This is a genomic window from Pseudomonas sp. SMN5 (assembly GCF_052041925.1).
In the GTDB taxonomy this organism is placed as follows: Bacteria; Pseudomonadota; Gammaproteobacteria; order Pseudomonadales; family Pseudomonadaceae; genus Aquipseudomonas.
In genome coordinates this window covers 1-24748 of record NZ_JBKGGX010000031.1, presented here as the reverse complement: position 1 = coordinate 24748, position 24748 = coordinate 1, and the positions used below count along the sequence as shown (strand labels likewise).

Sequence of the window (24748 nt, the reverse complement as noted above, 5' to 3'; positions counted from 1 at the left end):
CGCGATGCGGGCGCTCAATGACCGTAACTGACAACTTAATGATCCGAATGCGCAGCGCCCCTTGGCAACACCCGTTCCGAGCCCTACCCTAGTCAGCGAATCCGCAAACGGCCGCTGACAGCTCTCCATGCGTAAATTTTTCTACTTGTTGTTGTCCACGGCCCTGATCGCCATCCTGGTCACTTACGCCCTGTGGACGGCGGATCGTCCGGCGGGCCATTACCTGTCGGACCTGCGCATCAACCTGGCGGTCGACCAGGGCATGCCCGCCGAGCGCGGTAACCTGCTGGGCATTCAGCCCGAGTTGTTCCCCACTGACTACCAGAGCCCGGAGCGCCTGCATCGCAAACTTGCTGCCTATTTGCAAAGCGCCCGTGACCTGGGTTTTCTCAACGACAAGACGGTCGTGGTGCTGCCCGAGCACATCGGCACCTGGCTGATGTTCAGCGGTGAAAAAGACGAGTTGTACCAGGCCGGCACTATGAAGGAAGCCATGAACTGGCTGGCGGTCAGCAACCCACTGGCGTTCATCCAGGCGCTGGTCAGGGCACAGGGCGATAATCGGCTGGACGATGCCTACCTGCGCATGAAGGCCCCGCGCATGGCCCATGATTACCAGGAGTTGTTCGGCGGGCTGGCCGAAGAGTTCGGCATCACCCTGGTAGCCGGCTCCATCGTCCTTCCCGAGCCCAGCGTCAGCGACGGCCAGCTGAAAGTCGGCGCGGGTGCGCTGTACAACAGCAGCCTGGTGTTTGGGCGCGATGGCCGGCCGATCGGCCAACCGCAACGCCAACGCCATCCAGTATTCGAACAACGGGACGTGCTCGGCGCCGACCGCCCCGACGCCACCCAGGTCGTCAAAACCCCCGCTGGGCGTCTGGGCGTGCTGATCGGCAGCGACAGTTGGTATCCGGTTCACTACCGGCAGCTCAATGACCAAGGGGCGCAGCTGATTGCAGTGCCGGCCTTTATCCTGGGCCGCGACGCCTGGGACAGACCCTGGAGCGGTTATAAAGGCCTGTCCACGCCAGAGGAAGTCAGCCTCAAGCCCGGTGAAGTCAGTGAGGGCCAGGCCTGGCACCGTCTGACCCTGACCAGCCAATTGCCCATCAGCCAGGCACGGGGCGGCGTCAGCGTGTTCCTGCGCGGCCAGTTCTGGGACAGCGCAAGCGCCGGCCAGAGCTTCATCAGCCACGACGGCCAGCACTTCAGCGATGGCGAGGCCCGTGGCGCTCGCTTGCTGAACCTATGGTTGTGACCATGAAAGCGCAACCGATGCGCCTGGGGGATTTGTCTGTGGGCTTCGTCCACAGCCTGGCTGACGCGGTTGCCAGTCATGGACAAGATCCTCACCCCTTGCTGGCCCAGTACGGTCTGGATGCCGTGCGTCTGTCGGAGCCCGGAGCCCGGTTGTCGATCCCTCGCTACATGCGCCTGGGTCATGCGGCCATTCAACTGACCCAGGATCCGGCACTGGGCCTGCGCATGGGTCGCCTCAGCCGCTTGAGCCAGGCCGGGCTGGCGGGCGTAACCGCTGCCCAGGCGCCGACTGTCCGTGAAGCCGCGCGCTGTATGATCCGTTTCGAGCCCCTGTACGGCTCCAACTATCGCGGCCAATCGAGCTTCCACGAGGACGCCCGGGGAGCGTGGCTGCGGTTTTACTCCATCAGCCCGTACAACGCCTATAACCGCTTCGTCGTGGACTCCATCATCGGCGGCTGGCTCACACAACTCTCCACTGTGGGCGGCGTAGCGTTGCGTGCCGAGCGTATAGACATCGAATTCGAGGAGCCGGCCTATCTGGAGGCCTACCGCATCCTGGGGGACTGTGCGATCCAGTTCGGTGCCGAACACAATCAACTGCGCCTGGGACTCGACAGCCTCGCCCAGCGCAACCCGCAGCATTGCCCCAGCACGTGGCAGCATCTGATCCAGTTGTGTGAGCGGGAATTGGAGCAGTTGACCCGCACCCGGAGTCTGCGCGAGCGCATCATCCAGCTGCTGGGACCGCTGCTCAATGGCGGCCGGGAACCGGACCTGGAGGAAGTGGCAGCGCGCCTCAAGCTGCCGACCTGGACACTGCGCCGCAAGCTGGCCGAGGAAGGCACGCAGTTTCGCGCAATCCTCAACGACACCCGCCGTGACCTTGCCATGACTTACATCCGCGATACCGAACTGGCGTTCGGTGAAATCGCCTACCTGCTGGGGTTCGCCTCGGCCGAGGCCTTCCAACGCGCATTCAAGCGCTGGAACGACCAGACGCCGGGTGAGTTTCGTCGCAGCCACCGGCGCACATAGGTACAAGGTTTGAAGCGTTACCTAGAGCTCCGTCGCATCTTCGGCGGGCTCCAGCGGGTCCAGTTCATATGCCTGGTACTCCAGCAGCTCTTCCTGATAATCATCCATTACGAGTCTTTCCCCTATCATTGAAAGCGATCAATCAAGCCTGATGGCACTGGTGATCAGCTTAAAGCTGCTTTATGAACAAGACATGAAGCGAAGGCTTCATGAATTAAACGTAGCACAGCGTCGAGGAATTACTGCGGTAAGTGTGACAGGAGATTACCCCTGTCACACGCTCAGGATGCCGGAAGGGGCTGGATCGGCTCGGTCGGCGCGGGCAACGAGCTGGGTGGTGGCGGCGTGATCGGCTCGCTCGTCGGCACAGTCTCCTGCGGCACAGGCGCAATCGGCGCAGGTTCGGCCGGTGGTGCGACCGGCTCCGACGCCGCAGGAGCAGTTTCCACCGGGGCCGGAGCGGCCTCCTCGACCGGCACGGCCGGCGCCGGTGCAGGTGCTGGAGCAGGCGTGGGAGCCAGAGACTCTGCCGCCGGAGCCGGCGCAGGCATCAACCCGGCCGGTTCAGCCTTGGTTTCCGGAATGCCCAGTTCGGCCTTCGGCTGATCGGCATTGCCGGCAGCCTTCTTGGCGTCGGCCGGCAAGAACAGCTCGACCAGGGCAAAGAAACGCTCATAGAACTTCGGCGCTGATACCGTCTCGCTGGCGACCTTGACCATCGAATCATCCGTAGAGCCGATCGGCATCGATACCGAGCCCAGCACACCGACCCCCAGGCTGGCGGAGTTGTTGATCTTTTTCAGTGCGTAGCGGTCCTGCAAGGCGTTGGCAAACATGGTCGCCCGGTGCCCGGGACCGCCGTCTTCGGCGCAGACCAGGTTGAAGCTGATTTCCATATGGGTATCGCCGGCCTGCTGGAAACTCTTGTGGCCGCTGACCAGCTTGGGGTCGCTGCTGGTGATGATGTAGCCCTGACTGAGCAATGCCCGGCGACCGGCTTCGCAGGTGGCCGCGTCGGTCACGGGATAAGTACGCGAGAACGTGCCCGAGTCATCGAAGTTCTCATGCTCGTAAATCGCGGCTTTCTTCGACGAACATCCGGCTGCGGCGGCCAGCATCAGTGCCAGCCCGACGGTACGCATGTGAAATGGTCTGAACATTGAACATCCTGAGGAAAACGATCCGGGGCGTATTGTGCAACAGAACACGATCTGCCGGCGCAGGTATTCGTGTCTCAAAGGGGCTACAAGTCTACTGGCGGATGTTTGCGGACAAAAGACGCAATGGCGGCGGATCGACGAAAGCCCCAGGTTTTTAACAACAGGAAACAAAAAGACCCCGGTTCTGCAACCGGGGTCTTTTTCGGTCCAGCCTCAGAACATCAGTAACGCTTGATGTCGGCCTGGCTTTCCAACTGCTTGCGATAGGCTGCGAAGTCCTGCTGCCCGACGCGGGACGCGAGGTAGCGGCGATATTCGGCCTTCTCTTCGTCGGTCGGGGCCGCCGCTTCGTTCACACCGTTCAGACGCACCACCACCAGACCGCCGTCAGGCAATGTCACGCTGGTGAATGTCGGCTTGTCCTTCGAGGCAGGCTTGGGCATACGGAACAATGCTTGTAGCACCGCCGGCTCGATGCCTTCCTGGCTGCGGGTCACCGCTTCGGTGACTTTCCAGCTCTGACCGTCTACGGGCTTGTCCAGCGCGGTCTTGCCGTCGCGCAGGCTGGCTATCAGCTCATCGGCACGGGTCTTGGCTGCCGCGCTGGCGTGTTCCTTGGCCAGTTGCGCACGAATGGGGCCCGCGACGCTTTCCAGCGGCAGTTGCTCGGGCTTGCGGTGCTCCTTGGCACGCAGCACCACGACAGTTTCCGGGTCCAGCTCGATGGCGGTGCTGTTGGCACCTTCATCCAGCACTTCAGGACTGAACGCAGCGGTGACCACGGCACGGTTGGCTGCGATTCCCTCGCCGCCTTCACGACCGAACGGGGCCGATGTGTGGACCGTCAGCTTCAGGTCCTGAGCGGGTTGCGCCAGGTCGGACGCTTCGAACGACGCATCTTCCAGTTGCTTGGTCGCCTCGACGAAACGCTGCTCCACCTGCTGGGTTTTCAGTTCGCGGGTCAGCTTGTCCTTGAGGCTGGCAAACGTTGGGACCTGCGGCGCCTCGACGCCCAGCAGCTTGATCAGATGCAGACCGAAGTCCGTACGCACCGGTGCCGAGACCTGATCCTTGCTCAACGCATACAAGGCCTTCTCGAACGCTGGATCGTAGACGCCCGGGCCTGCAAAACCGAGGTCACCGCCATTGTTCGCCGAACCTGGATCCTGGGAGAACTCCTTGGCCAGGGCTTCAAACGATTCGCCCTTGGCCAGGCGCGCCTGGATTTCCTCGATCTTCGCCTTGGCCTGGGCCTCGCTGACCTTGTCGTTCACTTCGATCAGGATATGCGCAGCTCGCCGCTGTTCCGACAGGTTGGCGATTTCCTTCTGATAAGCCGCTTGCAAGTCCTCATCCTTGACGCTGACCTGATCGAAGAAAGTAGCTTTCTTCAGCTCGATGTAATCGATGACGACCTGATCAGGCGTCATGAATTCCTTGGCGTGCTTGTCGTAATAAGCCTTCACCTCGTCATCGGTCAGCTTCACGGACGCCGGGTCGGCCTTGATGTTCAACGTCGCAAAATCACGCGTCTGTTTTTCCAGACGGGCGAACGCCAGCACCTGGGCGTCAGTCACGAAACCGCTGCCAGCCAGACCCGCGCGCAATTGGCCGATCAGCATTTCCTGAGCCAGCATCTGGCGGAACTGCATGCGGCTGTAACCCAGCTGACGGATCACTTGGTCGAAACGCTCAGGACTGAACTTGCCGTCGACCTGGAATTCCGGTGTCTGCAGGATCACTTGATCCAGCGCAGCCTCGGAAAACGCGAACTTCGCATCATGGGCGCCTTGCAACAGCAGCTTGCGATCGATAAGCCCCTTGAGAGCCGAATCGCGCAGCATTTTTTCATCCAGCAGTGAAGCGTCGAAATCCTTGCCCAACTGCTGCATGAGCTGACGACGTTGCATGTCGACCGCTTGGCTCAGCTCGTTCTGGCTGATGTTCTCGCCGTTGACCTTGGCCGCGTCGTTGCTGTGCCTGGAGGCTTGAAAGATGGCATCGAAACCGGTCAACGCCATTAATGCGACGATGACCCCGATGATGGTTTTGGCAATCCAGCCTTGTGAATTGTCCCTGATATTCTGCAGCATGCGTCCCCCAGAAACGGTTGAACTTCAAATTAGGCAACCGTGGAGCGTGGGTAGAATCCGAATAGAAGAAAGGCGCATCCGAGGATGCGCCTTCTCGTAACTGGCGGAGCGGACCGGGCTCGAACCTGCAAGCCCTGGCGTCGTTTACCGCTCCGCTGCCAGGCCAGGCATGACCCGACCCGGATAAACTCAACGAAACCTTAGTTAACGGCTTCTTTCAGCGCTTTACCAGCTTTGAAGCCTGGCTTCTTGGCAGCCGGGATCTGCAGCGTCTTGCCAGTCTGCGGGTTGCGACCGGTACGAGCTGGACGATCAGTCACGGAAAAAGTGCCGAAACCTACCAGAACAACGGAGTCGCCAGCCTTCAGAGCGCCAGTGACGGATTCGATTACAGCGTCCAGCGCACGGCCAGCAGCAGCTTTCGGGATATCAGCGGATGCAGCGATAGCATCAATCAGTTCCGACTTGTTCACTCTAAGTCCCCTTATATCTATTTGAGATGATTCTAAGTTTTTTTGGTGAAAGCTTAAAACGAGTGCTGAATGGCCTACAGACACTTAAGAGCCGCTTTATAACAAGGGCTCTAAAAAACTGTCAAGGAAGCCCCCCAGGCAAATGCGTATTAATGCGTGCTAATTCTTTCCTTAGAGTCAGACTCGCGCTTTTCGTCCTTCGCGACTATCTCCGGAGCCACATCCGGCAAGGGCTCCGGCGCGTATTGCAGCGCAATTTGCAGGACCTCGTCAATCCATTTAACTGGTTTGATCTGAAGATCCTGCTTGATGTTGTCAGGAATTTCCTTCAGATCACGGACATTCTCTTCGGGAATGATCACCGTCTTGATCCCACCCCGGTGGGCGGCCAGCAGTTTTTCCTTGAGGCCACCGATCGCCAACACCTGCCCGCGCAAGGTGATTTCACCCGTCATGGCCACATCGGCACGCACCGGAATACCGGTCAGCGCCGACACCAACGCGGTGCACATGCCTACCCCGGCACTCGGACCGTCCTTGGGCGTCGCCCCTTCCGGCATATGGATATGCGTGTCGCGCTTCTCGTGGAAGTCCAGGGGAATTCCCAGGCTCCGAGCTCGGCTGCGCACCACGGTTTGCGCGGCGGTGATCGATTCGACCATCACATCCCCCAGGGAACCGGTCTTGATCAGCTGCCCTTTGCCCGGTACCACAGCCGCTTCGATGGTCAACAACTCACCACCGACCTGGGTCCATGCCAGGCCTGTCACCTGGCCGATCTGGTCCTGCTGCTCGGCAAGGCCGTAGCGGAATTTACGCACGCCCAGGAAGTGTTCCAGCGAGTCTGCCGTGACCTTCACCGAGAAGCGTTTTTCCAGCGCATGCTCCTTGACGGCCTTGCGGCAAACCTTAGCGATCTGGCGTTCCAGGCCACGCACACCGGCTTCGCGGGTGTAGTAACGGATGATGTCGCGAATCGCTTCCTCGTCGAATTCCAGCTCGCCCTTTTTCAGGCCGTTGGCCTGGACCTGCTTGGGCGAAAGGTACTTCTCCGCGATGTTGATCTTCTCGTCCTCGGTGTAGCCAGGCAGACGAATCACCTCCATCCGGTCCAGCAATGCCGGCGGGATATTCATGGAGTTGGAGGTGCAGAGGAACATCACGTCCGACAGGTCGTAGTCGACCTCAAGGTAGTGATCGTTGAAGTTGTGATTCTGCTCAGGATCGAGCACTTCCAGCAATGCGGAGGCAGGATCGCCACGCATGTCGCTGCCCATCTTGTCGATTTCATCCAAAAGGAACAGCGGATTGCGCACGCCGACCTTTGTCATTTTTTGAATCAATCTTCCTGGCATCGAACCAATGTAGGTCCGGCGGTGACCACGGATTTCCGCTTCGTCGCGCACGCCACCGAGGGCCATGCGTACGAATTTTCGATTGGTGGCGTGGGCAATCGACTCCGCGAGGGAGGTCTTGCCGACCCCGGGAGGACCTACCAGGCACAGCACCGGGCCACGAATCTTTTTCACGCGCTTTTGCACGGCGAGGTATTCAAGGATGCGCTCCTTGACCTCTTCCAGGCCGTAGTGGTCGGCGTCGAGGATGTCTTCGGCGCGCGCCAGGTCGAGGCGCACCTTGCTCTGGGCTTTCCACGGCACCTGGACCAGCCAGTCGATGTAGGAACGCACCACGGTGGCCTCGGCAGACATCGGTGACATCTGCTTGAGCTTGTTCAGTTCGGCCTGGGCCTTGGCCAACGCATCCTTGGGCAGGCCGGCGGCATCGATGCGCTTTTTCAGCTCTTCGATTTCGTTATGGCCTTCATCGCCATCGCCCAACTCTTTCTGAATGGCCTTCATCTGCTCATTCAGGTAGTACTCGCGCTGGCTGCGCTCCATCTGCTTCTTGACGCGCCCACGGATGCGCTTTTCGACCTGCAGCAGGTCTATTTCGCCGTCGAGCAGGGCCAGCACGTGTTCGACACGGGCCGACAAATCAATGATTTCGAGGATTTCCTGCTTCTGCTCGATCTTGAGCGCCATGTGGGCAGCCATCGTGTCGACCAGCCTCCCCGGCTCGTCGATGCTGTTCAGCGACGACAGCACTTCGGCAGGGACCTTCTTACCCAGTTGCACGTATTGCTCGAACTGCGACAGCAGGCTGCGGACAAACACCTCCGACTCGCGCTCCGGTGCTTCGACTTCTTCGATCAGCGACACTTCAGCGCGGCAATGGCCGTCCACTTCGCTGAAACGCTCGACCGTGCCACGCTGCTCGCCTTCGACCAGCACCTTGACGGTGCCGTCAGGCAGCTTGAGCAGTTGCAGCACCGTTGCAATCGTACCTACGCGATAAAGCGCGTCCTCGCCGGGATCATCGTCGGCAGGGTTTCTCTGCGCCAGCAAAAGAATCTGCTTATCACCCGTCATCGCAGCCTCGAGGGCTTCGATAGACTTCTCGCGCCCCACGAACAGCGGGATAACCATGTGCGGATACACAACGACATCGCGCAATGGCAGGAGAGGCAATTCGATGGTTGTCTTCATGATTTCGCCTCTACGGCGGCCCTTGGGCCGGAAACAGATGGAAGTAAGCTTGAAACCAAGATGGGGGCAGCCTTGAAAAAAAACAAGCGCTAAGACGCGTCTAAAACAGCACTCAAAGAAAAGGGGCCCGAAGGCCCCTTCTTTGTTCCGCCAGCAGGACGCTTAGGCGTCCGGCGCGGCCTTGGCAGGCTGCTCATTGTTTTCATACAGATACAACGGCTTGGACTTGCCTTCGATAACGCTTTCGTCGATCACGACTTTACTCACATCCGACTGTGAGGGGATCTCATACATCGTGTCGAGCAATACGCCTTCGAGGATAGAGCGCAACCCACGGGCACCGGTCTTACGCTCCAGGGCACGCTTGGCGACAGACTTGAGCGCGTCGGAACGGAATTCCAGGTCCACACCTTCCATTTCGAACAGCTTGGCGTACTGCTTGGTCAGGGCATTCTTCGGCTCGGTCAGAATCTGCATCAACGCCGCTTCATCCAACTCATCCAGCGTTGCCAGAACCGGCAGACGACCGACGAATTCCGGGATCAGACCGAACTTGACCAGATCGTCCGGCTCGACCTCACGCAAGGATTCACCGACCTTCTTGCCCTCTTCCTTGCTGCGCACCTCGGCGTTGAAGCCGATGCCGCCGCGGGTAGAACGGTTCTGAATGACCTTTTCAAGGCCCGAGAACGCCCCACCGCAGATGAACAGGATGTTACGGGTGTCGACCTGCAGGAATTCCTGCTGCGGATGCTTGCGACCACCTTGGGGCGGTACGGAGGCAACCGTGCCTTCGATCAACTTGAGCAAGGCCTGTTGCACGCCTTCGCCGGAAACATCTCGGGTGATGGACGGGTTGTCGGACTTGCGGGAAATCTTGTCGATTTCGTCGATGTAGACGATGCCCATCTGGGCTTTTTCCACATCGTAGTCACACTTCTGCAGCAACTTCTGAATGATGTTCTCGACGTCCTCGCCCACATAACCGGCCTCGGTCAGCGTGGTCGCGTCGGCGATGGTGAACGGAACGTTCAGCAAGCGCGCCAGGGTTTCGGCGAGCAAGGTCTTACCCGAGCCTGTCGGGCCGATCAGCAGGATGTTGCTCTTGCCGAGTTCGACCTCGTCATTCTTTTTGTCACGCTGGTTCAGGCGCTTGTAGTGGTTGTAAACCGCTACGGCCAGTACCTTTTTCGCACGCTCCTGACCAATTACATATTGATCAAGGATGCCGCTGATTTCTTTGGGCGAAGGCAACTTATGCGCGCTGCTTTCGGCCTGGGCTTCCTGCACCTCCTCGCGGATGATGTCATTGCACAGGTCGACGCACTCGTCGCAAATGAAGACCGAGGGGCCGGCAATCAATTTGCGTACTTCATGCTGGCTTTTGCCACAGAAGGAGCAATAAAGCAGTTTGCCGTTGTCCTCGCCGTTGCGGGTGTCAGTCATTCGATCGATCCAAATCCGATAGGCTTGCAACACAAGATGAAGGCAATTGCGGGCTTTTTCAAGCCCGCAGGCGGCCGGTCATCCCAACCACCTGCATTTTGAGCGGCTTAGGCAGGCATTTGACGCTTGTTGATCACGGAGTCGATCAGGCCGTATTCGGCTGCACGCTCGGCGCTCATGAAGTTGTCACGCTCGGTGTCACGCTCAATGGTTTCCAGGCTCTGGCCGGTATGATGGGCCAGCAGCGAGTTCAGGCGCGAACGGATGTGCAGGATTTCCTTGGCATGGATGTCGATGTCCGACGCCTGGCCCTGGAACCCGCCCAATGGCTGGTGAATCATCATCCGCGAGTTCGGCAGGCAGTGACGCTTGCCCGCTGCGCCGCCGGCGAGCAGGAACGCGCCCATGCTGCAGGCCTGGCCGATGCAGATGGTGGACACGTCCGGCTTGATGAACTGCATGGTGTCGTAGATCGACATGCCCGCAGTCACCGAACCGCCCGGTGAGTTGATGTACAGATGGATATCCTTGTCCGGGTTTTCCGCTTCAAGGAACAGCAGTTGTGCCGCAACCAGGTTGGCCATGTAGTCTTCGACGGGGCCGATCAGGAAGATGACGCGTTCCTTGAGCAGACGCGAGTAGATGTCATAGGCACGTTCGCCGCGGGCGGACTGCTCGATAACCATCGGGACCAGGCCGCCTGCGGCCTGGATGTCAGAGCTCTGCTGATAAAAAGAATTGCGGGACATGTCTCGCAGTCACTCCCAAATAGTTATGTCTTGAATACGCATAAGCCAGCGCGAAGGCTGGCTTATGGTGTGTATTTCTTACCGCAGAACAATCAATCGGCTTGTGGAGCTTCCACCGGCTTGACCGCTTCTTCGTAAGAGACCGCTTTATCGGTCACGCTAGCTTTCTGCAGAACAGTATCCACAACTTGTTCTTCCAGCACAACCGAACGGACTTCGTTCAGTTGCTGCTCGTTCTTGTAGTACCAGGACACGACTTGCTCAGGCTCCTGATAGGCCGAGGCCATTTCCTGGATCAGCTCGCGAACACGGGCTTCGTCAGGCTTGAGTTCGAACTGCTTGACCACTTCGGCCACGATCAGGCCCAGCACGACGCGGCGCTTGGCTTGTTCTTCGAACAGTTCGGCAGGCAGTTGGTCCGGCTTGATGTTGCCGCCGAACTGCTGGACGGCCTGCACGCGCAGACGGTTGACTTCGTTGTCCAGCAGAGCTTTCGGCACTTCGATCGGGTTGGAGGCCAGCAGACCGTCCATGACCTGGTTCTTGACCTTGGACTTGATGGCCTGGCGCAGTTCACGCTCCATGTTCTTGCGAACTTCGGCGCGGAAACCTTCCAGACCGGTTTCCTTGATGCCGAACTGGGCAAAGAACTCTTCGTTCAGCTCAGGCAGTTTCGGCTCGGAAACGCTGTTGACGGTAACGGTGAACTCGGCGGCTTTGCCGGCCAGGTCCAGGTTCTGGTAGTCCTCAGGGAAGGTCACGTTCAGGACGCGCTCTTCACCGGCCTTGGCGCCGACCAGGCCATCTTCGAAGCCCGGGATCATACGGCCGGAGCCCAGCACCAACTGGGTAGCCTTGGCGGAACCGCCGGCGAACACTTCACCGTCGACCTTGCCGACGAAATCGATGTTCAGCTGGTCTTCGTTCTGGGCAGCGCGATCGGCCACTTCGAAACGGGTGTTCTGCTTGCGCAGAATGTCCAGCATCTTGTCCAGGTCGGCATCCGTTACGTCAGCGCTCAGGCGCTCGACGGCGATGGACTCGAAACCGGCAACGGTGAACTCAGGGAACACTTCGAACGTAGCGACGAATTCCAGGTCCTTGCCTTTTTCCAGCACTTTAGGCTCGACGGACGGTGCGCCGGCCGGATTCAGTTTCTGCTCGACCACCGCTTCGTAGAACGAAGACTGGATGACGTCGCCCACGGCTTCCTGACGCGCATCAGCTTCGTAACGCTGACGGATCACGCTCATCGGCACTTTGCCTGGGCGGAAACCTGGGATTTTGGCCTTTTGGGCAGTCTGCTGCAGACGCTTGTTGACCTGAGTCTCGATGCGCTCAGCCGGCACGGTGATGCTCATGCGGCGCTCAAGAGCAGAAGTATTTTCAACAGAAACTTGCATGGATATTCCTCGTTGCACAGACGTTGGCCGGGCGTTTCCGACCCCAGAATCAAGGGCATGCATTCTAGTAGGTCAAACTCAAGAAGTCACCCTACTGAAAACACGCAGGAAACAAGCGCCGAATTTAGAAACAGGACAATTGAAGCCGCCCTGCCCGAGTTGCAAATACAGCTGATCAGCCCGAGGCTCTGGGACGACGCTTCTATATATAGAGGCGCAGCCCCCGAGCACAGAACGCCAAGCCCCATCAGGAGACAGACGGCGCACCTCGCATCATCAAGAAACACAATGACCCGCAGCCGACCGCTGCGCGCCCCTCCGCAATCAGAACAGGCGATCAAGCACAAAAACCATGAAAACAAAAACGGCGCAGCCCTTTTCAGGTACTGCGCCGTTTTCTGCTATTTAAATAGCGACTTGTATGGTGCGGACGGAGAGACTCGAACTCTCACACCTTGCGGCGCTGGAACCTAAATCCAGTGTGTCTACCAATTCCACCACATCCGCGTAGCAAGCTTTTAAAGCAAAGGCGCCAGACTGTTAAATCTGGCGCCTTTCTAGAATATGGGGTGGACGATGGGGATCGAACCCACGACAACGGGAGTCACAATCCCGTGCTCTACCAACTGAGCTACGCCCACCATATTACCTTGTTGCCTTACTTGTGCCAAAGCTGCCTAATTGGCGCACCCGGCAGGACTCGAACCTGCGACCATCCGCTTAGAAGGCGGATGCTCTATCCAGCTGAGCTACGGGCGCCTTTTTAATCTGTATTCTTGGACGATTACAAACTAAGTGCTTTCAGTTTCACCGAGCTGAAACAACCAACTCCGCTCAACCTTCTTAACCAGTGCTAGGCTGTGCCCGACAAGTGCGACGAATGTTATAGACGGCCTGATAGGTCGTCAACTCTTTTTTAAAAAAAATTCATTTAATTAAAGGGGTTAGGGGAATTTGCAGACCAAGCGCCTTTGCCCTCACGCCCTGGCATGCGAGAATGCGTGCTCTTTTTTTCCCCTCTCGATGGTTAACCACGCGCAATGACTGCACAACTTATCGACGGCAAATCGATCGCCGCCAGCCTGCGCCAGCAGATCGCCCAACGAGTCACCGAGCGCCGCCAGCAAGGCCTGCGCACGCCCGGCCTTGCGGTGATCCTGGTCGGCAGCGATCCTGCCTCTCAGGTTTATGTCTCGCACAAGCGTAAAGACTGTGAAGAGGTCGGCTTCCTTTCCCAGGCCTACGACCTGCCTTCCGAAACCACTCAGCAAGCGTTGGCCGATCTGATCGATCGCCTGAACGACGACCCGAACATCGACGGTGTGCTGCTTCAATTGCCACTGCCTGAACACCTTGACGCCTCCAGGCTCCTGGAACGTATCCGCCCGGACAAAGATGTCGACGGTTTCCATCCTTATAACGTCGGCCGTCTGGCCCAGCGCATCCCGTTGCTGCGCCCCTGCACTCCCAAAGGCATCATGACGCTGCTGGAAAGCACCGGCGTGGACCTCTACGGTCTGGATGCCGTGGTGGTGGGTGCATCCAATATCGTTGGCCGCCCGATGGCGATGGAACTGCTGCTGGCCGGCTGCACCGTCACCGTGACCCACCGCTTTACCAGAGACCTGGCCGGCCATGTCGGTCGTGCGGACCTGGTGGTAGTAGCCGCTGGCAAGCCTGGCCTGGTGAAAGGCGAGTGGATCAAAGAAGGCGCCATCGTCATCGACGTGGGCATCAACCGCCAGGATGACGGCAAGCTGGTAGGCGACGTGGTGTACGAGACCGCCCTGCCCCGCGCTGGCTGGATCACTCCGGTGCCCGGCGGTGTCGGCCCGATGACCCGAGCCTGCCTGTTGGAAAACACGCTGTATGCGGCAGAGACACTGCATAGCTGATACCCGCCCTTGAAGCCTGGTCTCTTGCCCGGTGGGAGCGAGCCTGCTCGCGATAGCTTGGGTCCAGCCAACGTCTATGTTGGCTGACACACCGTTATCGCGAGCAGCCTCGCTCCCACCGTTGTTTCGGGCGCCAGGTATTCCCCGCATTAAACTTTATTTATTCAGCCGCCCCGTCGGTACAGGCGGGTAGCACTGTTGTCGCCCATACTCCTAGAATGCGACGTTTTTTAAAGTCGTTGCTCAACGGCACCTTCAACTCTATCCGAGTGCACTCGCGTGAAAATCCGTCTTTCGATCCTCAGCCTGTTTTTCGCTTTCACAGGTATCTTCATCACGCAGAATATCAACGCTCAGGAAACCATCGCGCCCCCAAGAGACACATCAAAGCTGCAAGTTGCCTCGGGCAGCGCGATCCTGCTCGACCTGCAGACGGACAAGGTTGTCTATTCAAGCAATCCGGATGTGGTAGTGCCCATCGCTTCGGTGACCAAGCTGATGACGGGCCTGGTAGTACTGGACGCCAAGCAGAACCTGGATGAGTACATATCCATGACCATCGCCAACACGCCCGAAATGAAAGGCGTGTTTTCCCGGGTCAAGCTCAACAGCGAACTGTCGCGCCGGGACGTGTTGCTGATTGCCCTGATGTCATCGGAAAACCGCGCAGCCGCCAGCCTGGCCCATCACTACCCGGGCGGCTACGCGGCGTTCATCGCGGCTATGAACGCCAAGGCAAAAGCCCTGGGCATGACCAGCACCCACTACGTCGAGCCCACCGGCCTGTCGATTCACAACGTCTCCACCGCCCGCGACCTGACCAAACTGCTGATCGCCGCGCGCAAATATCCGTTGTTGAGTGAATTGAGTACCACCAAGGAAAAGACTGTCACGTTCCGCAAGCCTGTCTACAGCCTGGGTTTTCGTAACACCGACCACCTGGTGCACAAGGCCAACTGGGATATCCAGCTGACCAAGACCGGTTTCACGAACGAAGCCGGCCACTGTCTGGTGCTGGTGACCAAAATGAACAATCGGCCGATGGCATTGGTCATCCTCGATGCTTTCGGCAAGTACACCCATTTCGCCGACGCCAGCCGGATTCGAAGCTGGGTCGAAACCGGTAAGAGTGCCAGCGTTCCGGCAGTGGCCCTTCAATACAAGGCGGCAAAGAATCTCAAGAGCCGCCAGAGCGGTGTGGTGGAAGCTTCCAAATAACCCGTCGTGGTCATTAGGGAACATAGATAACCCGTGGCGAGGGAGCTTGCTCCCGCTGGGCTGCGCAGCAGACCCATTATTTGAGCGCTTCGCACTCAGGCGGGAGCAAACTCCCTCGCCACAGGTTCAGCGTCCCTCAACGAAAAGTGAGACGACCCGTCGGGCTTTTTTCGGGATCAAGGCTTCAGGTCGCCAAGCGGATCATGGGCCTTGGATTTCTCCCGCTCTTCTTTCTCATCCAACGGCGCCTTGGCCGGGCCTACCGGATCGACCTGTGGATCATCGAGATCCGGCGAGTCCGGATCGAACCCCAGATCATCGCCGGAAGAATGCTCGGAAGAGTGTGGACCCTTGGGTGTATCGGACTGTGCCATGCTTGCCTCCTCGAATCACGACCTGGAAACGCCAGGCCCTGATCGTCAGAGCCTCGGCCGTGGTGACTCGTGCCCGACAAGTGACGAACGGGGGCGCAGCATCAATGGGCTGCACCCAATGCATGAGTCGCCCGCGCAGCTGCTTGTTCCTGCCCTGCCCCCGCCAGATCCTGGGCAGCTTTCAACCAGCGCTGTGAGTCGACATTGGCCGGAAGTTGCGTGGGGCGCTGGAGCAATACCGCCCAGCCACCTGCGCTGGTGAAGGCTGACTCGAATGCAGCAAAGCTCAGCAATTGACGGCGATTCATGCCCGAACGCAGCAACACCGTCTGCTTCTGACGGTTGTAGCCGGCAACGATCCCATACCGCGGCTCTGCCCAGAATGCCGAACCGTCGATATAGCGCACAAGGACGGGATAACCGGCTGCAACCTGCTCAAGCAGCGCCGGTAATTTGTTGTCGAGGGGATACACCACCAACCCGTAATCGCGCGCAACGGTTTGCATGGTGCGTTGCAGATCCGCTTCGCCGCCCGGCAGGTGCAATGATTTCTCCAGCAACCCCGGCGTAATCACCGTGCCTTGCAAGGTCAGCAAGGCGGCCAGTGATTGCGGGGCACCCTGGTACATCTCGCCTCGATAGAAAGGCACGCTGTTGAGCTCCACCCGTTCGGGCAGGCGCTGGATCTGCGGCGACACGCTGCCCGCGCAACCCGCCAGGGTCGCGAGACAGGTCGTCGCCAGTACCAGTGATCGAAAAGAGGAAATTCCCGGCAACATGATGACTCTCTTGTACAGGCACCTGACATCCGAGCCAGGCTTGGGGGGTCGATCATAAGACGCTCACCGGCTCGGGTATAGCCTTAAACAACAGTCCCAGGGCTTTAATAGAACAAAGCGGTCCGCTGTCGATGCAGGCGAACGACTACCTGCAACACTGGAGCGACTAGACTGTCCATTGTACTGAGTGCGTTGTCCCGAACCGGGATAAAAAGGAGGCACAGATGAGCCTGACCTCGACAATCCTGATGCTGATATTCGGCTGGCTGAGTGTAGCGACCGCCATGCTGTGGGGTGTGCTGCGGATTGCCCGGCGCCATCATCACGCGCCATCCGTCGGATCGAATAAAACCGTGAAAACCGCCCGGCGCCACGTCGCCGCGCACTGACCCAGAACTCTTTATTTCTCAAAAAAAAACCGCCCGGGCATCGACCCGGGCGGCTTCTGTCTGCCTCGAATCAAGCGTTGTCAGACAGCGCCTTCTGCTTCGCACGGCGCGACAGCATGTTCAGCACTTCGATTGCCGCCGAGAACGCCATGGCCGCGTAGATGTAGCCTTTAGGCACATGGGCACCAAAACCTTCGGCGATTAGCGTCATGCCGATCATGATCAGGAAGCCCAGGGCCAACATGACCACCGTCGGGTTATCGTTGATGAACTTGGCCAACGGTTCGGCGGCCAGCAGCATTACCATAACCGACACCACCACGGCGATGATCATGATCGGCAAATGCTCGGTCATGCCGACGGCGGTGATGATGCTGTCGATGGAAAACACCAGGTCGAGCATCAGGATCTGGCCGATGGCGGCGGCAAAGCCCAAGGACACGCCAGAGGTGGCGGTTTTCGGATCATTCGGCGCCGGGTCCATGCTGTGATGGATTTCCGTGGTGGCTTTCCACAGCAGGAACAGGCCGCCGGCGATCAGGATCATGTCCTTCCAGGAGAACGCCTGGCCCAGGATATCGATCACAGGCTCGGTCAACTGCACGATGAAGGCAATGGTGCTCAACAAACCCAGACGCAGGATCAATGCCATACCGATACCGATCCGCCGCGCCTTGGCGCGATGCTGTTCGGGCAATTTGTTGGTCAGGATCGAGATGAAGATCAGGTTATCGATGCCGAGCACGATTTCCATGACGACCAGGGTAGCCAGGGCAATCCACGCGGTGGGGCTGGCGGCGAGCTGTAAAAGATAATCCATGGGTCAGTCCTGACAGATGTAATGCGTTAGAGAGTCTGGGTGGAGGGCTCGGATTCGTCGGCTTCGTCAGCCGGCTTTTTCTCGGGCTTGATCAGCCCGCCCGTGGCTTCGCTGAGGGCCTGTTCCGCCGCTTTATGAGTGTCATCGATGGCTTGTTTGGCGGTTTCGGCCGCCTGCCCCATCAGTTGCTGGGCACTTTTTTCCGCTTGGTCGCAGCCTGCCAAGGTCATTGAAGCCGTGGCCAGCAAAGCGGCCAGTCCTAAAGATTTATAGGTCATGAAAAAGCTACCTCTCAACGCGAGTTAGAGGGGCACGGAAGATGGCCCATCAGTGGCAGGCATTCTAGGGAGGAGAATACTTCAGGAAAATTCGTATTTTTGGCGGTTATACTTCGTCTTTTACGAACTGACGTGACCTCATGCTCAATTACCGGCAATTGCATTATTTCTGGGTGGTGGCGAAGACGGGCAGCATCGTGCGAGCCTGCGAGCAACTGAACCTGACACCACAAACCATCAGCGGACAGATTTCGCTGTTCGAACAGACCTATAACATCAAACTGTTTCGTCGCGTCGGGCGGCAGTTGGAGCTGACCGAGGCCGGCCGTCAGACGCTGCCCTACGCCGAACACATGTTCCAGCTGGGCGGCGAGCTGGAGCTGATGCTGCGGGCCCAGCCCAACGAGCAGCAGACGCTGTTCCGGGTCGGCGTGGCGGACGTGGTGCCCAAGTCCATCGTCTATCGGCTGCTGGCGCCGACCATGGAGTTAAGCGAACCGCTGCGCATCACCTGTCGCGAGGACAAACTGGAACGGTTGCTGGCGGACCTGGCGATCCAGCGTCTGGACCTGGTGATTTCCGACAGCCCGATGCCAACCCACCTGGACATCAAGGGCTACAGCCAGAAGCTGGGAGAATGCGGGATCAGCTTTTTTGCCACCGGTGCGCTGGCCAACCGCTACGGGCAAGGCTTCCCTCGTGGTCTCAACGACGCGCCACTATTGGTCCCCGGGCCTGAAACAGTCGTGGGCAGCCGCCTGCAACGCTGGTTCGCCGAGCAGCAGATCCAACCCCGTATCGTCGGTGAATTCGACGACAGTGCCTTGATGCAGGCGTTCGGTCAGTCAGGCAGCGGGATCTTCATCGGCCCGAGCGTGATCGCCGAAGAGGTGACGCGCCAGTACGGCGTCGAGGTGATCGGGCAGACCGACGCCGTACGCGAGTCTTTCTATGCCATCTCGGTAGAACGCAAGGTCAGCCATCCAGGCATCGTGGCGATTGCCGAAGGGGCGCGTCGCGAACTGTTCAGCGCCTAGCCCTCGACACAGCTTGCGCGAGGCTTGAAGGTCATCAGCAACAGCGCCAGCAGGATCGACACCAGGATAAACCCCGCGGCAGCGAAACCGACGCTACCAAGGCCCAGGGTATCGATCACCCGGCCACCGACCATCGCTCCCAGGCCGATCCCCAGGTTGGCACCGGCAATGTTCAACGAAGCGGCAAACGCCGGGGCCTCGGGAGCCGCCTTCATCAACCGCACATGGCTGACCAGAAACAACGCAGCCTGGGTCACGCCCCAGACACCCATCGCTGCCGCCAGCCCGAGGGCCGAGTGAATGCTCGGCACCAGCGCCACCATGCCGCCGATCATGAACAGGCAGAACACCATCGACGCAATCAGCGGATGCCGGTCCACCGCACGGCCGCCCAGGGAATTGCCCACCAGCCCCACGGCGCCAAAGCCCATCAGGCACCAGCCCACCAGCGTACCGTCGAATCCGGCGAGACGCTCGAGGATGTCCGCCAGGTAGGTGTAGGCGGTGAACATGCCGCTGAACACCAGGATCGATAACAGCACGTGGCCTTGCATCAACGGGCTGCGCAAAATCTTGAATTGCGAACGGAAACTCACCTGCTGTTGATGCAGGTTGGTTTTCGGCAAGTAAATGAACAGCAGCAACGCCTTGGCGAACGCAATGATCGCCAGAATCGCGAAAGCGCTGCGCCAGCCGAACGCATCGGAGATCAGCGTGCCCACCGGAATGCCGAATACCGTCGCGCAGACGATGCCAAAGCCGATCCGGGCGATGGCACGGCCGGCGTATTCCGGCCCGACGATGTCCACCGCCGTTTCACTGGCGAGTGCCCAGAACACCGGCAGCCCAAGAGCGGGTACCAACCGGGCGACCGCCATCACCCAGATGTTGGGCGCGAATGTCGCCAGCAGATTGGCGAGCCCGAACATCACCAGCACACTGATAAACAACTTGCGCCGCTCGACGCGCGCGAAGAAAGCCGTCAGGAATGGTCCGAACGCCGCCACGGTAAACGCGAACAACGTCACCAACAGCCCGGCCTGCGGGATGCTGACTTGCAAATCACGGGCGATGGAAGGCAACAGGCCGACGATGATGAATTCCGTGGTCAGCACGGTGAAGCCGGCAGCCGACAACAGGAAAATGGGTAACAACATGCAAAACTCCAGCAAAACGACAACACCAGCGTTCTAGCCCTGGGGCCCGCTGGCGGAAGATAAGTGAGAGGGACACAGCCTAACAGAATGCCTGCACCGGACAAAAGCGCAGTCATCCGGGTGACCCATCGTCACAGGTCCGTCAGATCTTTTACCGGGCTGTGTTAAAGTCGGCGCCCTGCAAACGCCGTACTTCTCGGTCTCCTCATGTGGCCTGCCCGCTTGTTGCCCTGATCCGTTGACCGTCGCACACAATAAAACCCGAGATGCCGATATGACCGCTTTATCCCCTTCTCTTCTTCAACGTCTTAAACGCACCGGCCTGGTGACGCAGATCGTCATCGGCCTGGTCATTGGCATTGCCCTGGCCTGGCTGGCGCCCGAGGTGGCGAAGTCCACCGCGTTCATCGGCAAGGTCTTCGTGTCCGCGCTCAAGGCCGTGGCGCCAATCCTGGTCTTCGTGCTGGTGATGGCGTCGATTGCCAACCACAAGCACGGCCAGGAAACCCACATCCGGCCGATCCTGTTCCTGTATCTGCTGGGTACTTTCGCCGCAGCGGTGGTCGCGGTCGTTGCCAGTACGCTGTTTCCCTCCAGCCTGGTGCTGTCTACCCAGGATGTCGCCGTCACTGCCCCGGGTGGCATCAGCGAGGTGCTGCAAAGCCTGTTGCTCAGCGTGGTGGATAACCCGGTGCGCGCACTGATCGATGGTAACTTCATCGGCATCCTGGCCTGGGCCATCGGCATGGGCATTGCCATTCGTCACGCAGGGCAGACCACGCGCTCGGTGCTGGGAGATCTGTCCGAGGGCGTGACCGTGATCGTACGGCTGGTCATCAGCTTCGCCCCCTTGGGGATCTTCGGGTTGGTGGCTTCAACCCTCGCCACGTCCGGCTTCGGCGCCCTGCTCGGCTACCTGCACCTGCTCACGGTGCTGATCGGCTGCATGCTGTTCGTCGCGCTGGTGGTCAACCCGCTGATCGTGTTCTGGAAGCTGCGTCGCAACCCCTACCCGCTGGTGTTCACTTGCCTGCGCGAGAGCGGCATCACGGCATTCTTCACCCGCAGTTCGGCGGCGAACATCCCGGTGAACCTGGAACTGAGCAAGCGCCTGGGCCTGCACGAAGACACTTATTCGGTATCGATCCCACTGGGCGCGACCATCAACATGGCCGGCGCCGCCATCACCATTACCGTGTTGGCCCTGGCGGCGGTGCACACCTTGGGCATCGCGGTGGACGTGCCGACGGCCGTGCTACTGAGCGTAGTCGCAGCCATTTGCGCTTGCGGTGCCTCCGGCGTGGCCGGGGGTTCGCTGTTGCTGATTCCGCTGGCGTGCAGCCTGTTCGGCATCCCCAGTGAAATCGCCATGCAGGTGGTCGCGGTGGGTTTCATCATCGGCGTATTGCAGGACTCGGCGGAGACTGCCTTGAATTCGTCCACCGACGTGCTGTTCACAGCGGCGGCTTGCTTGGGTGAGGAGCAGAAGCTCGCGCGTACGGCTTGATCATCGCGTCGCCTGTACCGCCGTCATCGCGAGCAGGCTCGCTCCCACAGGGGTTCCAGGGTGAATGCGAATCCTGAGACTACCCAGGAAACAGTGTGGGAGCGGGCTTGCTCGCGAAAGCAATAGACCAGACAAAATCGCATTGCCTGACACGCCGTCATCGCGAGCAGGCTCGCTCCCACAGGGGATCTATGTGGAAGCAAATCCTGGAACCAACCAGGAACCCATGTGGGAGCGAGCCTGCTCGCGATAGCGGCGGTACATTCAGCGACAATGCATCAGACAAAAAGAAGCCCGGAACGGTGCAAACCGTCCCGGGCTTTTTCACATCGGCGTGATCAGAACGCGCCCATGTAGTCCCGCTTGCCCACTTCCACGCCGTTGTGACGCAGCAACGCGTAGGTGGTGGTGACGTGGAAGAAGAACTGCGGCAGGCCGTAGGTCAGCAAGTAATTCTGGCCAGTGAAGCGCTTCTCCTTCGGCGTGCCCGGACGGGTGACGATCTCGATACCCTCCTTGCCATCGATCTGCGCCGGGCTGATGCCTTCGATGAAAGCCAGCACCTTGGCGATCAGCGCTTGCAGTTCGGCGAAAGTGGTTTCGCTGTCGTCATACTTTGGCACTTCGATCTCGGCCAGACGCGCCGAAACGCCCTTGGCGAAGTCCACGGCAATCTGCACCTGGCGCACCAGCGGGAACATGTCCGGGTACAGCCGCGCTTGCAGCAGAGCGTTCGGCTCGATGTTCTTCGCGGTGGCGTGGGCCTCGGCCTTGTTCAGCACGTCGCTCATAGCGTTGAGCATCTGTTTGAAGACCGGAACGGAAGCAGCGTACAGGGAAATAGTCATGGCAATCTCGTGCAAGTGACAGGAAAGGACAATCGAACGGAGGCGATTATAGCCACGGCGGGTTACGCAGCTTGTCTTTTATTGCGCAAGGATTAGGCTAGGCGGCTTCCACAGCATAGGGAACGCGCGATGACCATCGAAGAACCAAGCCAGGCCGCAGAACCACGGCTCAATAGCACGGAAATTCGCATCCTGGGCGCCCTGGTCGAAAAACAGGCGACCAATCCCGAGACCTACCCGCTGACCCTCAATGCCCTGGTCCTGGCCTGCAACCAGAAGACCAGCCGCGAACCGGTGATGAACCTCAACCCCGGCCAGGTCGGCCAGAGCCTGCGGGCGCTGGAAGGTCGCGGTTTTACCCGGCTGGTGATGGGCAGCCGCGCCGACCGCTGGGAACATCGGCTCGACAAGGCTCTGGAGCTGGTGCCGGCCCAGGTGATCCTGATGGGCCTGCTGTTCCTGCGCGGCCCGCAAACGGTCAATGAGCTGCTGACCCGTAGCGGTCGGATGCACGACTTCGAGGATGCCGAACAAGTGGTGCACCAGCTTGAACGACTGATTGCCCGCGGCCTGGCGCTCCTGGTGCCGCGCCAGGCCGGCCAGCGTGAAGACCGCTATGTGCACGCCATGGGCGACCCGGCGGACATCGAAGCGATCCTCACCGCCCGCCAGCACCCCACCGAACGCCATTCCGGCGGTGGCGTCTCGCTGGAGCGCTTCGAAGAGCTCGAAGCGCGGATTGCCGCATTGGAAGAGCGGCTGGCACGACTGGAATAGCGCCTACGCGGGCCGGGCAAACGCCACGGCTTTTTCAAACTGCTCCAGGCTTGGACGCACCCCGGTGTACAGCACGAACTGCTCCAGGGCCTGGATCGCGATCACTTCCAGCCCGGTGATGACTCGCTTGCCTTCGGCCCGGGCGCGCACGATCAACGGCGTTTCCGGCGGAATCGCCACCACGTCGAACACCGTTTCGGCGGCAGCGATGGCTTCAGGGGAGAACGCCAGCTGATCGGCCTCCGGCCCGCCGGTCATGCCGATCGGCGTGACGTTGACCAGCATCCGGGGCCGCGTCTCTCCCAACTCGGCTTGCCATTCGTAACCCAGGGACTTGGCCAGGGCCCGTCCAGTGGTTTCGTTGCGCGCCACGATCAAGCCGTTCTTGTAGCCACCATCGCGCAAGGCACTGGCCACGGCCTTGGCCATGCCGCCGCTGCCGCGCAGGGCAAAGCTTGTGTCCTGGGGCACCGCGTGAGTCTCAAGCAACTGGGCAACAGCGATGTAATCGGTGTTGTAAGCCTTCAAATGGCCGTCGGTGTTGACGATGGTGTTGATGGACTGGATGGCTGCGGCGGAAGGATCCAGCTCGTCGACCAGTGCGATGCAGGCTTCCTTGAACGGCATCGAGACCCCGCAGCCGCGAATGCCCAGCGCGCGAATACCTCGGACTGCACCCGGCAGGTCCTGACTGCTGAAGGCCTTGTAGTAGAAATTCAGACCCATCTGCTCATACAAGTGATTATGAAACCGCAGGCCGAAATTGCCGGGACGCCCCGAGAGTGACATGCACAGCTGCGTGTCTTTGTTGGGATTGATTTGCATGTTGGTTCCTTGCGTTCACTTTCGGACAGACGGAAGCACCGCCCCCACAGACCTTACACAATATTTACCCAACGGCGTGGCAAATCCTGGGAAAATCGCGGTCATAGCAAGTAACCCCGCGGCCCTCATCGGGTCTGTTGCAGACCACAGGCGCCGGGGCCGGAACGAGGAACAAGCCATGAAGCGTAAACTTCCCTTAATCGCCCTGCTCGTGGGGGCACTCGCGGTCACCGGCCAGGCTAGCGCCCATGGCCGTGGTGGTTGGGAGGGGCCCGCCGTGTTTGGTGCCATCGTCGGTTCGGCCATCGTCGGCTCAGCCATCATCAACCGTGATCGGCCGGTGTACGTGCAGCAACAACCGGTCTACGTCCAGCCGCAGCCGGTCTATGTGCAACAACCACCGCCGGTCTACTACCAGCCGCAGCCGGTGTACGTGGAGCAACCGATATACTACCGCCCGGCGCCGGTGTATTACGGGCCGCCACGGGGCTACTACTACGGCCCGCCTCGCGGTCATTACGGTCGCTGGTAACGCGCCTTTTATGTGACATAAAAAAACAGCCTGTGATCCTCGATCACAGGCTGTTTTTCATTCTGCACTTGGAAATACCTGTGGGAGCGAGCCGACTCGCTCCGACAGGTTTAGACATGCTTGCTGCCTTTGAGCCGCACAGGG

The 24748-nt window shown here is 59.6% G+C and carries 23 protein-coding genes and 3 tRNA genes; 9 read left to right on the top strand and 17 right to left on the bottom strand.

Annotation, left to right across the window (positions count from 1 at the left end):
• The first annotated feature begins 127 nt into the window (after nt 1-127).
• Together ACLEJR_RS23765 and ACLEJR_RS23760 are read left to right on the top strand one after the other, a co-directional pair.
• Complete coding sequence (locus tag ACLEJR_RS23765; protein ID WP_440816907.1) at nt 128-1258, top strand: carbon-nitrogen hydrolase family protein; 1131 nt, start codon at nt 128-130, stop codon at nt 1256-1258.
• A 2-nt stretch (nt 1259-1260) separates the two neighbouring features.
• Entirely contained in the window at nt 1261-2298 is a 1038-nt protein-coding gene (locus ACLEJR_RS23760; RefSeq protein ID WP_440816904.1) for an AraC family transcriptional regulator, read from the top strand.
• Nucleotides 2299-2579: 281 nt separating this feature from the next.
• Here ACLEJR_RS23760 and ACLEJR_RS23755 read toward each other — a convergent pair whose 3' ends face one another.
• From ACLEJR_RS23755 to ACLEJR_RS23710, 10 genes are all read right to left on the bottom strand, one after another.
• The gene (locus tag ACLEJR_RS23755; protein ID WP_440816902.1) at nt 2580-3458 is read right to left on the bottom strand and encodes a DUF2242 domain-containing protein; all 879 of its coding nucleotides are present in this window, start codon (nt 3456-3458) and stop codon (nt 2580-2582) included.
• Nucleotides 3459-3679: 221 nt separating this feature from the next.
• Nucleotides 3680-5551: a SurA N-terminal domain-containing protein gene (locus ACLEJR_RS23750; protein WP_440816899.1), complete on the bottom strand. Its 1872-nt coding sequence runs from the start codon at nt 5549-5551 to the stop codon at nt 3680-3682.
• A gap of 200 nt (nt 5552-5751) precedes the next feature.
• The gene (locus ACLEJR_RS23745; protein ID WP_245142928.1) at nt 5752-6024 is read right to left on the bottom strand and encodes an HU family DNA-binding protein; all 273 of its coding nucleotides are present in this window, start codon (nt 6022-6024) and stop codon (nt 5752-5754) included.
• Nucleotides 6025-6173: 149 nt separating this feature from the next.
• Nucleotides 6174-8570, bottom strand: a complete 2397-nt coding sequence (lon, locus tag ACLEJR_RS23740; RefSeq protein WP_440795386.1) for an endopeptidase La — start codon at nt 8568-8570, stop codon at nt 6174-6176.
• A gap of 162 nt (nt 8571-8732) precedes the next feature.
• Nucleotides 8733-10016, bottom strand: a complete 1284-nt coding sequence (gene clpX, locus ACLEJR_RS23735; protein WP_440795384.1) for an ATP-dependent Clp protease ATP-binding subunit ClpX — start codon at nt 10014-10016, stop codon at nt 8733-8735.
• Nucleotides 10017-10123: 107 nt separating this feature from the next.
• Entirely contained in the window at nt 10124-10765 is a 642-nt protein-coding gene (clpP, locus tag ACLEJR_RS23730) for an ATP-dependent Clp endopeptidase proteolytic subunit ClpP (RefSeq protein WP_003183177.1), read from the bottom strand.
• Between the two features lie 92 nt (nt 10766-10857).
• Entirely contained in the window at nt 10858-12168 is a 1311-nt protein-coding gene (tig, locus tag ACLEJR_RS23725; protein ID WP_440795380.1) for a trigger factor, read from the bottom strand.
• Between the two features lie 422 nt (nt 12169-12590).
• Nucleotides 12591-12675 (bottom strand) — tRNA-Leu (locus ACLEJR_RS23720).
• A gap of 58 nt (nt 12676-12733) precedes the next feature.
• Nucleotides 12734-12809 (bottom strand) — tRNA-His (locus ACLEJR_RS23715).
• 41 nt (nt 12810-12850) lie between these two features.
• A tRNA-Arg gene (locus ACLEJR_RS23710) sits at nt 12851-12927 on the bottom strand.
• A gap of 281 nt (nt 12928-13208) precedes the next feature.
• Between ACLEJR_RS23710 and folD the strand changes: the two genes are divergently transcribed.
• Both folD and pbpG read left to right on the top strand, forming a co-directional pair.
• A complete protein-coding gene (folD, locus tag ACLEJR_RS23705) occupies nt 13209-14063 on the top strand; it encodes a bifunctional methylenetetrahydrofolate dehydrogenase/methenyltetrahydrofolate cyclohydrolase FolD (RefSeq protein ID WP_440795378.1) in 855 nt (284 codons plus the stop codon).
• A 279-nt stretch (nt 14064-14342) separates the two neighbouring features.
• Nucleotides 14343-15281 carry a D-alanyl-D-alanine endopeptidase gene (pbpG, locus tag ACLEJR_RS23700; RefSeq protein WP_440816897.1) on the top strand — a complete coding sequence of 313 codons (939 nt, stop codon included), beginning with the start codon at nt 14343-14345 and terminating at the stop codon, nt 15279-15281.
• Nucleotides 15282-15457: 176 nt separating this feature from the next.
• Here the strand turns inward: pbpG and ACLEJR_RS23695 are convergent, their stop codons facing one another.
• Both ACLEJR_RS23695 and ACLEJR_RS23690 read right to left on the bottom strand, forming a co-directional pair.
• Complete coding sequence (locus ACLEJR_RS23695) at nt 15458-15655, bottom strand: DUF6021 family protein (RefSeq protein WP_440795375.1); 198 nt, start codon at nt 15653-15655, stop codon at nt 15458-15460.
• A 101-nt stretch (nt 15656-15756) separates the two neighbouring features.
• A complete protein-coding gene (locus tag ACLEJR_RS23690) occupies nt 15757-16434 on the bottom strand; it encodes a peptidase C39 family protein (RefSeq protein WP_440816894.1) in 678 nt (225 codons plus the stop codon).
• Between the two features lie 224 nt (nt 16435-16658).
• On the opposite strand from ACLEJR_RS23690, the gene ACLEJR_RS23685 reads away from it, so the two are divergent.
• The gene (locus ACLEJR_RS23685; RefSeq protein WP_440795372.1) at nt 16659-16823 is read left to right on the top strand and encodes a hypothetical protein; all 165 of its coding nucleotides are present in this window, start codon (nt 16659-16661) and stop codon (nt 16821-16823) included.
• A 70-nt stretch (nt 16824-16893) separates the two neighbouring features.
• Here ACLEJR_RS23685 and ACLEJR_RS23680 read toward each other — a convergent pair whose 3' ends face one another.
• On the bottom strand, nt 16894-17643 hold the full coding sequence (locus ACLEJR_RS23680; RefSeq protein WP_440795371.1) for a TerC family protein: 750 nt from the start codon (nt 17641-17643) through the stop codon (nt 16894-16896).
• A 26-nt stretch (nt 17644-17669) separates the two neighbouring features.
• Nucleotides 17670-17921: a hypothetical protein gene (locus ACLEJR_RS23675; protein ID WP_440816892.1), complete on the bottom strand. Its 252-nt coding sequence runs from the start codon at nt 17919-17921 to the stop codon at nt 17670-17672.
• Between the two features lie 140 nt (nt 17922-18061).
• Between ACLEJR_RS23675 and nhaR the strand changes: the two genes are divergently transcribed.
• Entirely contained in the window at nt 18062-18958 is an 897-nt protein-coding gene (gene nhaR, locus ACLEJR_RS23670; protein ID WP_440795368.1) for a transcriptional activator NhaR, read from the top strand.
• Here the strand turns inward: nhaR and ACLEJR_RS23665 are convergent.
• Nucleotides 18955-20115: an MFS transporter gene (locus tag ACLEJR_RS23665; protein WP_440816889.1), complete on the bottom strand. Its 1161-nt coding sequence runs from the start codon at nt 20113-20115 to the stop codon at nt 18955-18957. The genes nhaR and ACLEJR_RS23665 overlap by 4 nt on opposite strands.
• A gap of 274 nt (nt 20116-20389) precedes the next feature.
• On the opposite strand from ACLEJR_RS23665, the gene sstT reads away from it, so the two are divergent.
• Nucleotides 20390-21622 carry a serine/threonine transporter SstT gene (gene sstT / locus ACLEJR_RS23660; protein ID WP_440816886.1) on the top strand — a complete coding sequence of 411 codons (1233 nt, stop codon included), beginning with the start codon at nt 20390-20392 and terminating at the stop codon, nt 21620-21622.
• Nucleotides 21623-21960: 338 nt separating this feature from the next.
• On the opposite strand, the gene ACLEJR_RS23655 is transcribed toward sstT, so the two are convergent.
• Nucleotides 21961-22470, bottom strand: a complete 510-nt coding sequence (locus ACLEJR_RS23655) for a DUF1993 domain-containing protein (RefSeq protein WP_440816884.1) — start codon at nt 22468-22470, stop codon at nt 21961-21963.
• A gap of 129 nt (nt 22471-22599) precedes the next feature.
• Here ACLEJR_RS23655 and ACLEJR_RS23650 point away from each other — a divergent pair, with 129 nt between their 5' ends.
• Nucleotides 22600-23247, top strand: a complete 648-nt coding sequence (locus tag ACLEJR_RS23650; protein WP_440816881.1) for a YceH family protein — start codon at nt 22600-22602, stop codon at nt 23245-23247.
• A gap of 3 nt (nt 23248-23250) precedes the next feature.
• On the opposite strand, the gene ACLEJR_RS23645 is transcribed toward ACLEJR_RS23650, so the two are convergent.
• On the bottom strand, nt 23251-24072 hold the full coding sequence (locus ACLEJR_RS23645) for a shikimate 5-dehydrogenase (RefSeq protein WP_440816880.1): 822 nt from the start codon (nt 24070-24072) through the stop codon (nt 23251-23253).
• A 178-nt stretch (nt 24073-24250) separates the two neighbouring features.
• Between ACLEJR_RS23645 and ACLEJR_RS23640 the strand changes: the two genes are divergently transcribed.
• Nucleotides 24251-24604 (top strand): hypothetical protein, encoded by a 354-nt coding sequence (locus ACLEJR_RS23640; RefSeq protein ID WP_245142885.1) that lies wholly within the window; start codon nt 24251-24253, stop codon nt 24602-24604.
• Nucleotides 24605-24748 lie beyond the last annotated feature (144 nt).

Excerpts from the sequence above, each read along its gene's own strand:
- ACLEJR_RS23765 (WP_440816907.1), top strand. The coding sequence starts at position 128 with ATGCGTAAATTTTTCTACTTGTTGTTGTCCACGGCCCTGATCGCCATC.
- ACLEJR_RS23760 (WP_440816904.1), top strand. The coding sequence starts at position 1,261 with ATGAAAGCGCAACCGATGCGCCTGGGGGATTTGTCTGTGGGCTTCGTC.
- ACLEJR_RS23755 (WP_440816902.1), bottom strand. The coding sequence starts at position 3,458 with ATGTTCAGACCATTTCACATGCGTACCGTCGGGCTGGCACTGATGCTG.
- ACLEJR_RS23750 (WP_440816899.1), bottom strand. The coding sequence starts at position 5,551 with ATGCTGCAGAATATCAGGGACAATTCACAAGGCTGGATTGCCAAAACC.
- lon (WP_440795386.1), bottom strand. The coding sequence starts at position 8,570 with ATGAAGACAACCATCGAATTGCCTCTCCTGCCATTGCGCGATGTCGTT.
- clpX (WP_440795384.1), bottom strand. The coding sequence starts at position 10,016 with ATGACTGACACCCGCAACGGCGAGGACAACGGCAAACTGCTTTATTGC.
- clpP (WP_003183177.1), bottom strand. The coding sequence starts at position 10,765 with ATGTCCCGCAATTCTTTTTATCAGCAGAGCTCTGACATCCAGGCCGCA.
- tig (WP_440795380.1), bottom strand. The coding sequence starts at position 12,168 with ATGCAAGTTTCTGTTGAAAATACTTCTGCTCTTGAGCGCCGCATGAGC.
- folD (WP_440795378.1), top strand. The coding sequence starts at position 13,209 with ATGACTGCACAACTTATCGACGGCAAATCGATCGCCGCCAGCCTGCGC.
- ACLEJR_RS23695 (WP_440795375.1), bottom strand. The coding sequence starts at position 15,655 with ATGGCACAGTCCGATACACCCAAGGGTCCACACTCTTCCGAGCATTCT.
- ACLEJR_RS23690 (WP_440816894.1), bottom strand. The coding sequence starts at position 16,434 with ATGTTGCCGGGAATTTCCTCTTTTCGATCACTGGTACTGGCGACGACC.
- ACLEJR_RS23685 (WP_440795372.1), top strand. The coding sequence starts at position 16,659 with ATGAGCCTGACCTCGACAATCCTGATGCTGATATTCGGCTGGCTGAGT.
- ACLEJR_RS23680 (WP_440795371.1), bottom strand. The coding sequence starts at position 17,643 with ATGGATTATCTTTTACAGCTCGCCGCCAGCCCCACCGCGTGGATTGCC.
- ACLEJR_RS23675 (WP_440816892.1), bottom strand. The coding sequence starts at position 17,921 with ATGACCTATAAATCTTTAGGACTGGCCGCTTTGCTGGCCACGGCTTCA.
- nhaR (WP_440795368.1), top strand. The coding sequence starts at position 18,062 with ATGCTCAATTACCGGCAATTGCATTATTTCTGGGTGGTGGCGAAGACG.
- ACLEJR_RS23665 (WP_440816889.1), bottom strand. The coding sequence starts at position 20,115 with ATGTTGTTACCCATTTTCCTGTTGTCGGCTGCCGGCTTCACCGTGCTG.
- sstT (WP_440816886.1), top strand. The coding sequence starts at position 20,390 with ATGACCGCTTTATCCCCTTCTCTTCTTCAACGTCTTAAACGCACCGGC.
- ACLEJR_RS23655 (WP_440816884.1), bottom strand. The coding sequence starts at position 22,470 with ATGACTATTTCCCTGTACGCTGCTTCCGTTCCGGTCTTCAAACAGATG.
- ACLEJR_RS23650 (WP_440816881.1), top strand. The coding sequence starts at position 22,600 with ATGACCATCGAAGAACCAAGCCAGGCCGCAGAACCACGGCTCAATAGC.
- ACLEJR_RS23645 (WP_440816880.1), bottom strand. The coding sequence starts at position 24,072 with ATGCAAATCAATCCCAACAAAGACACGCAGCTGTGCATGTCACTCTCG.
- ACLEJR_RS23640 (WP_245142885.1), top strand. The coding sequence starts at position 24,251 with ATGAAGCGTAAACTTCCCTTAATCGCCCTGCTCGTGGGGGCACTCGCG.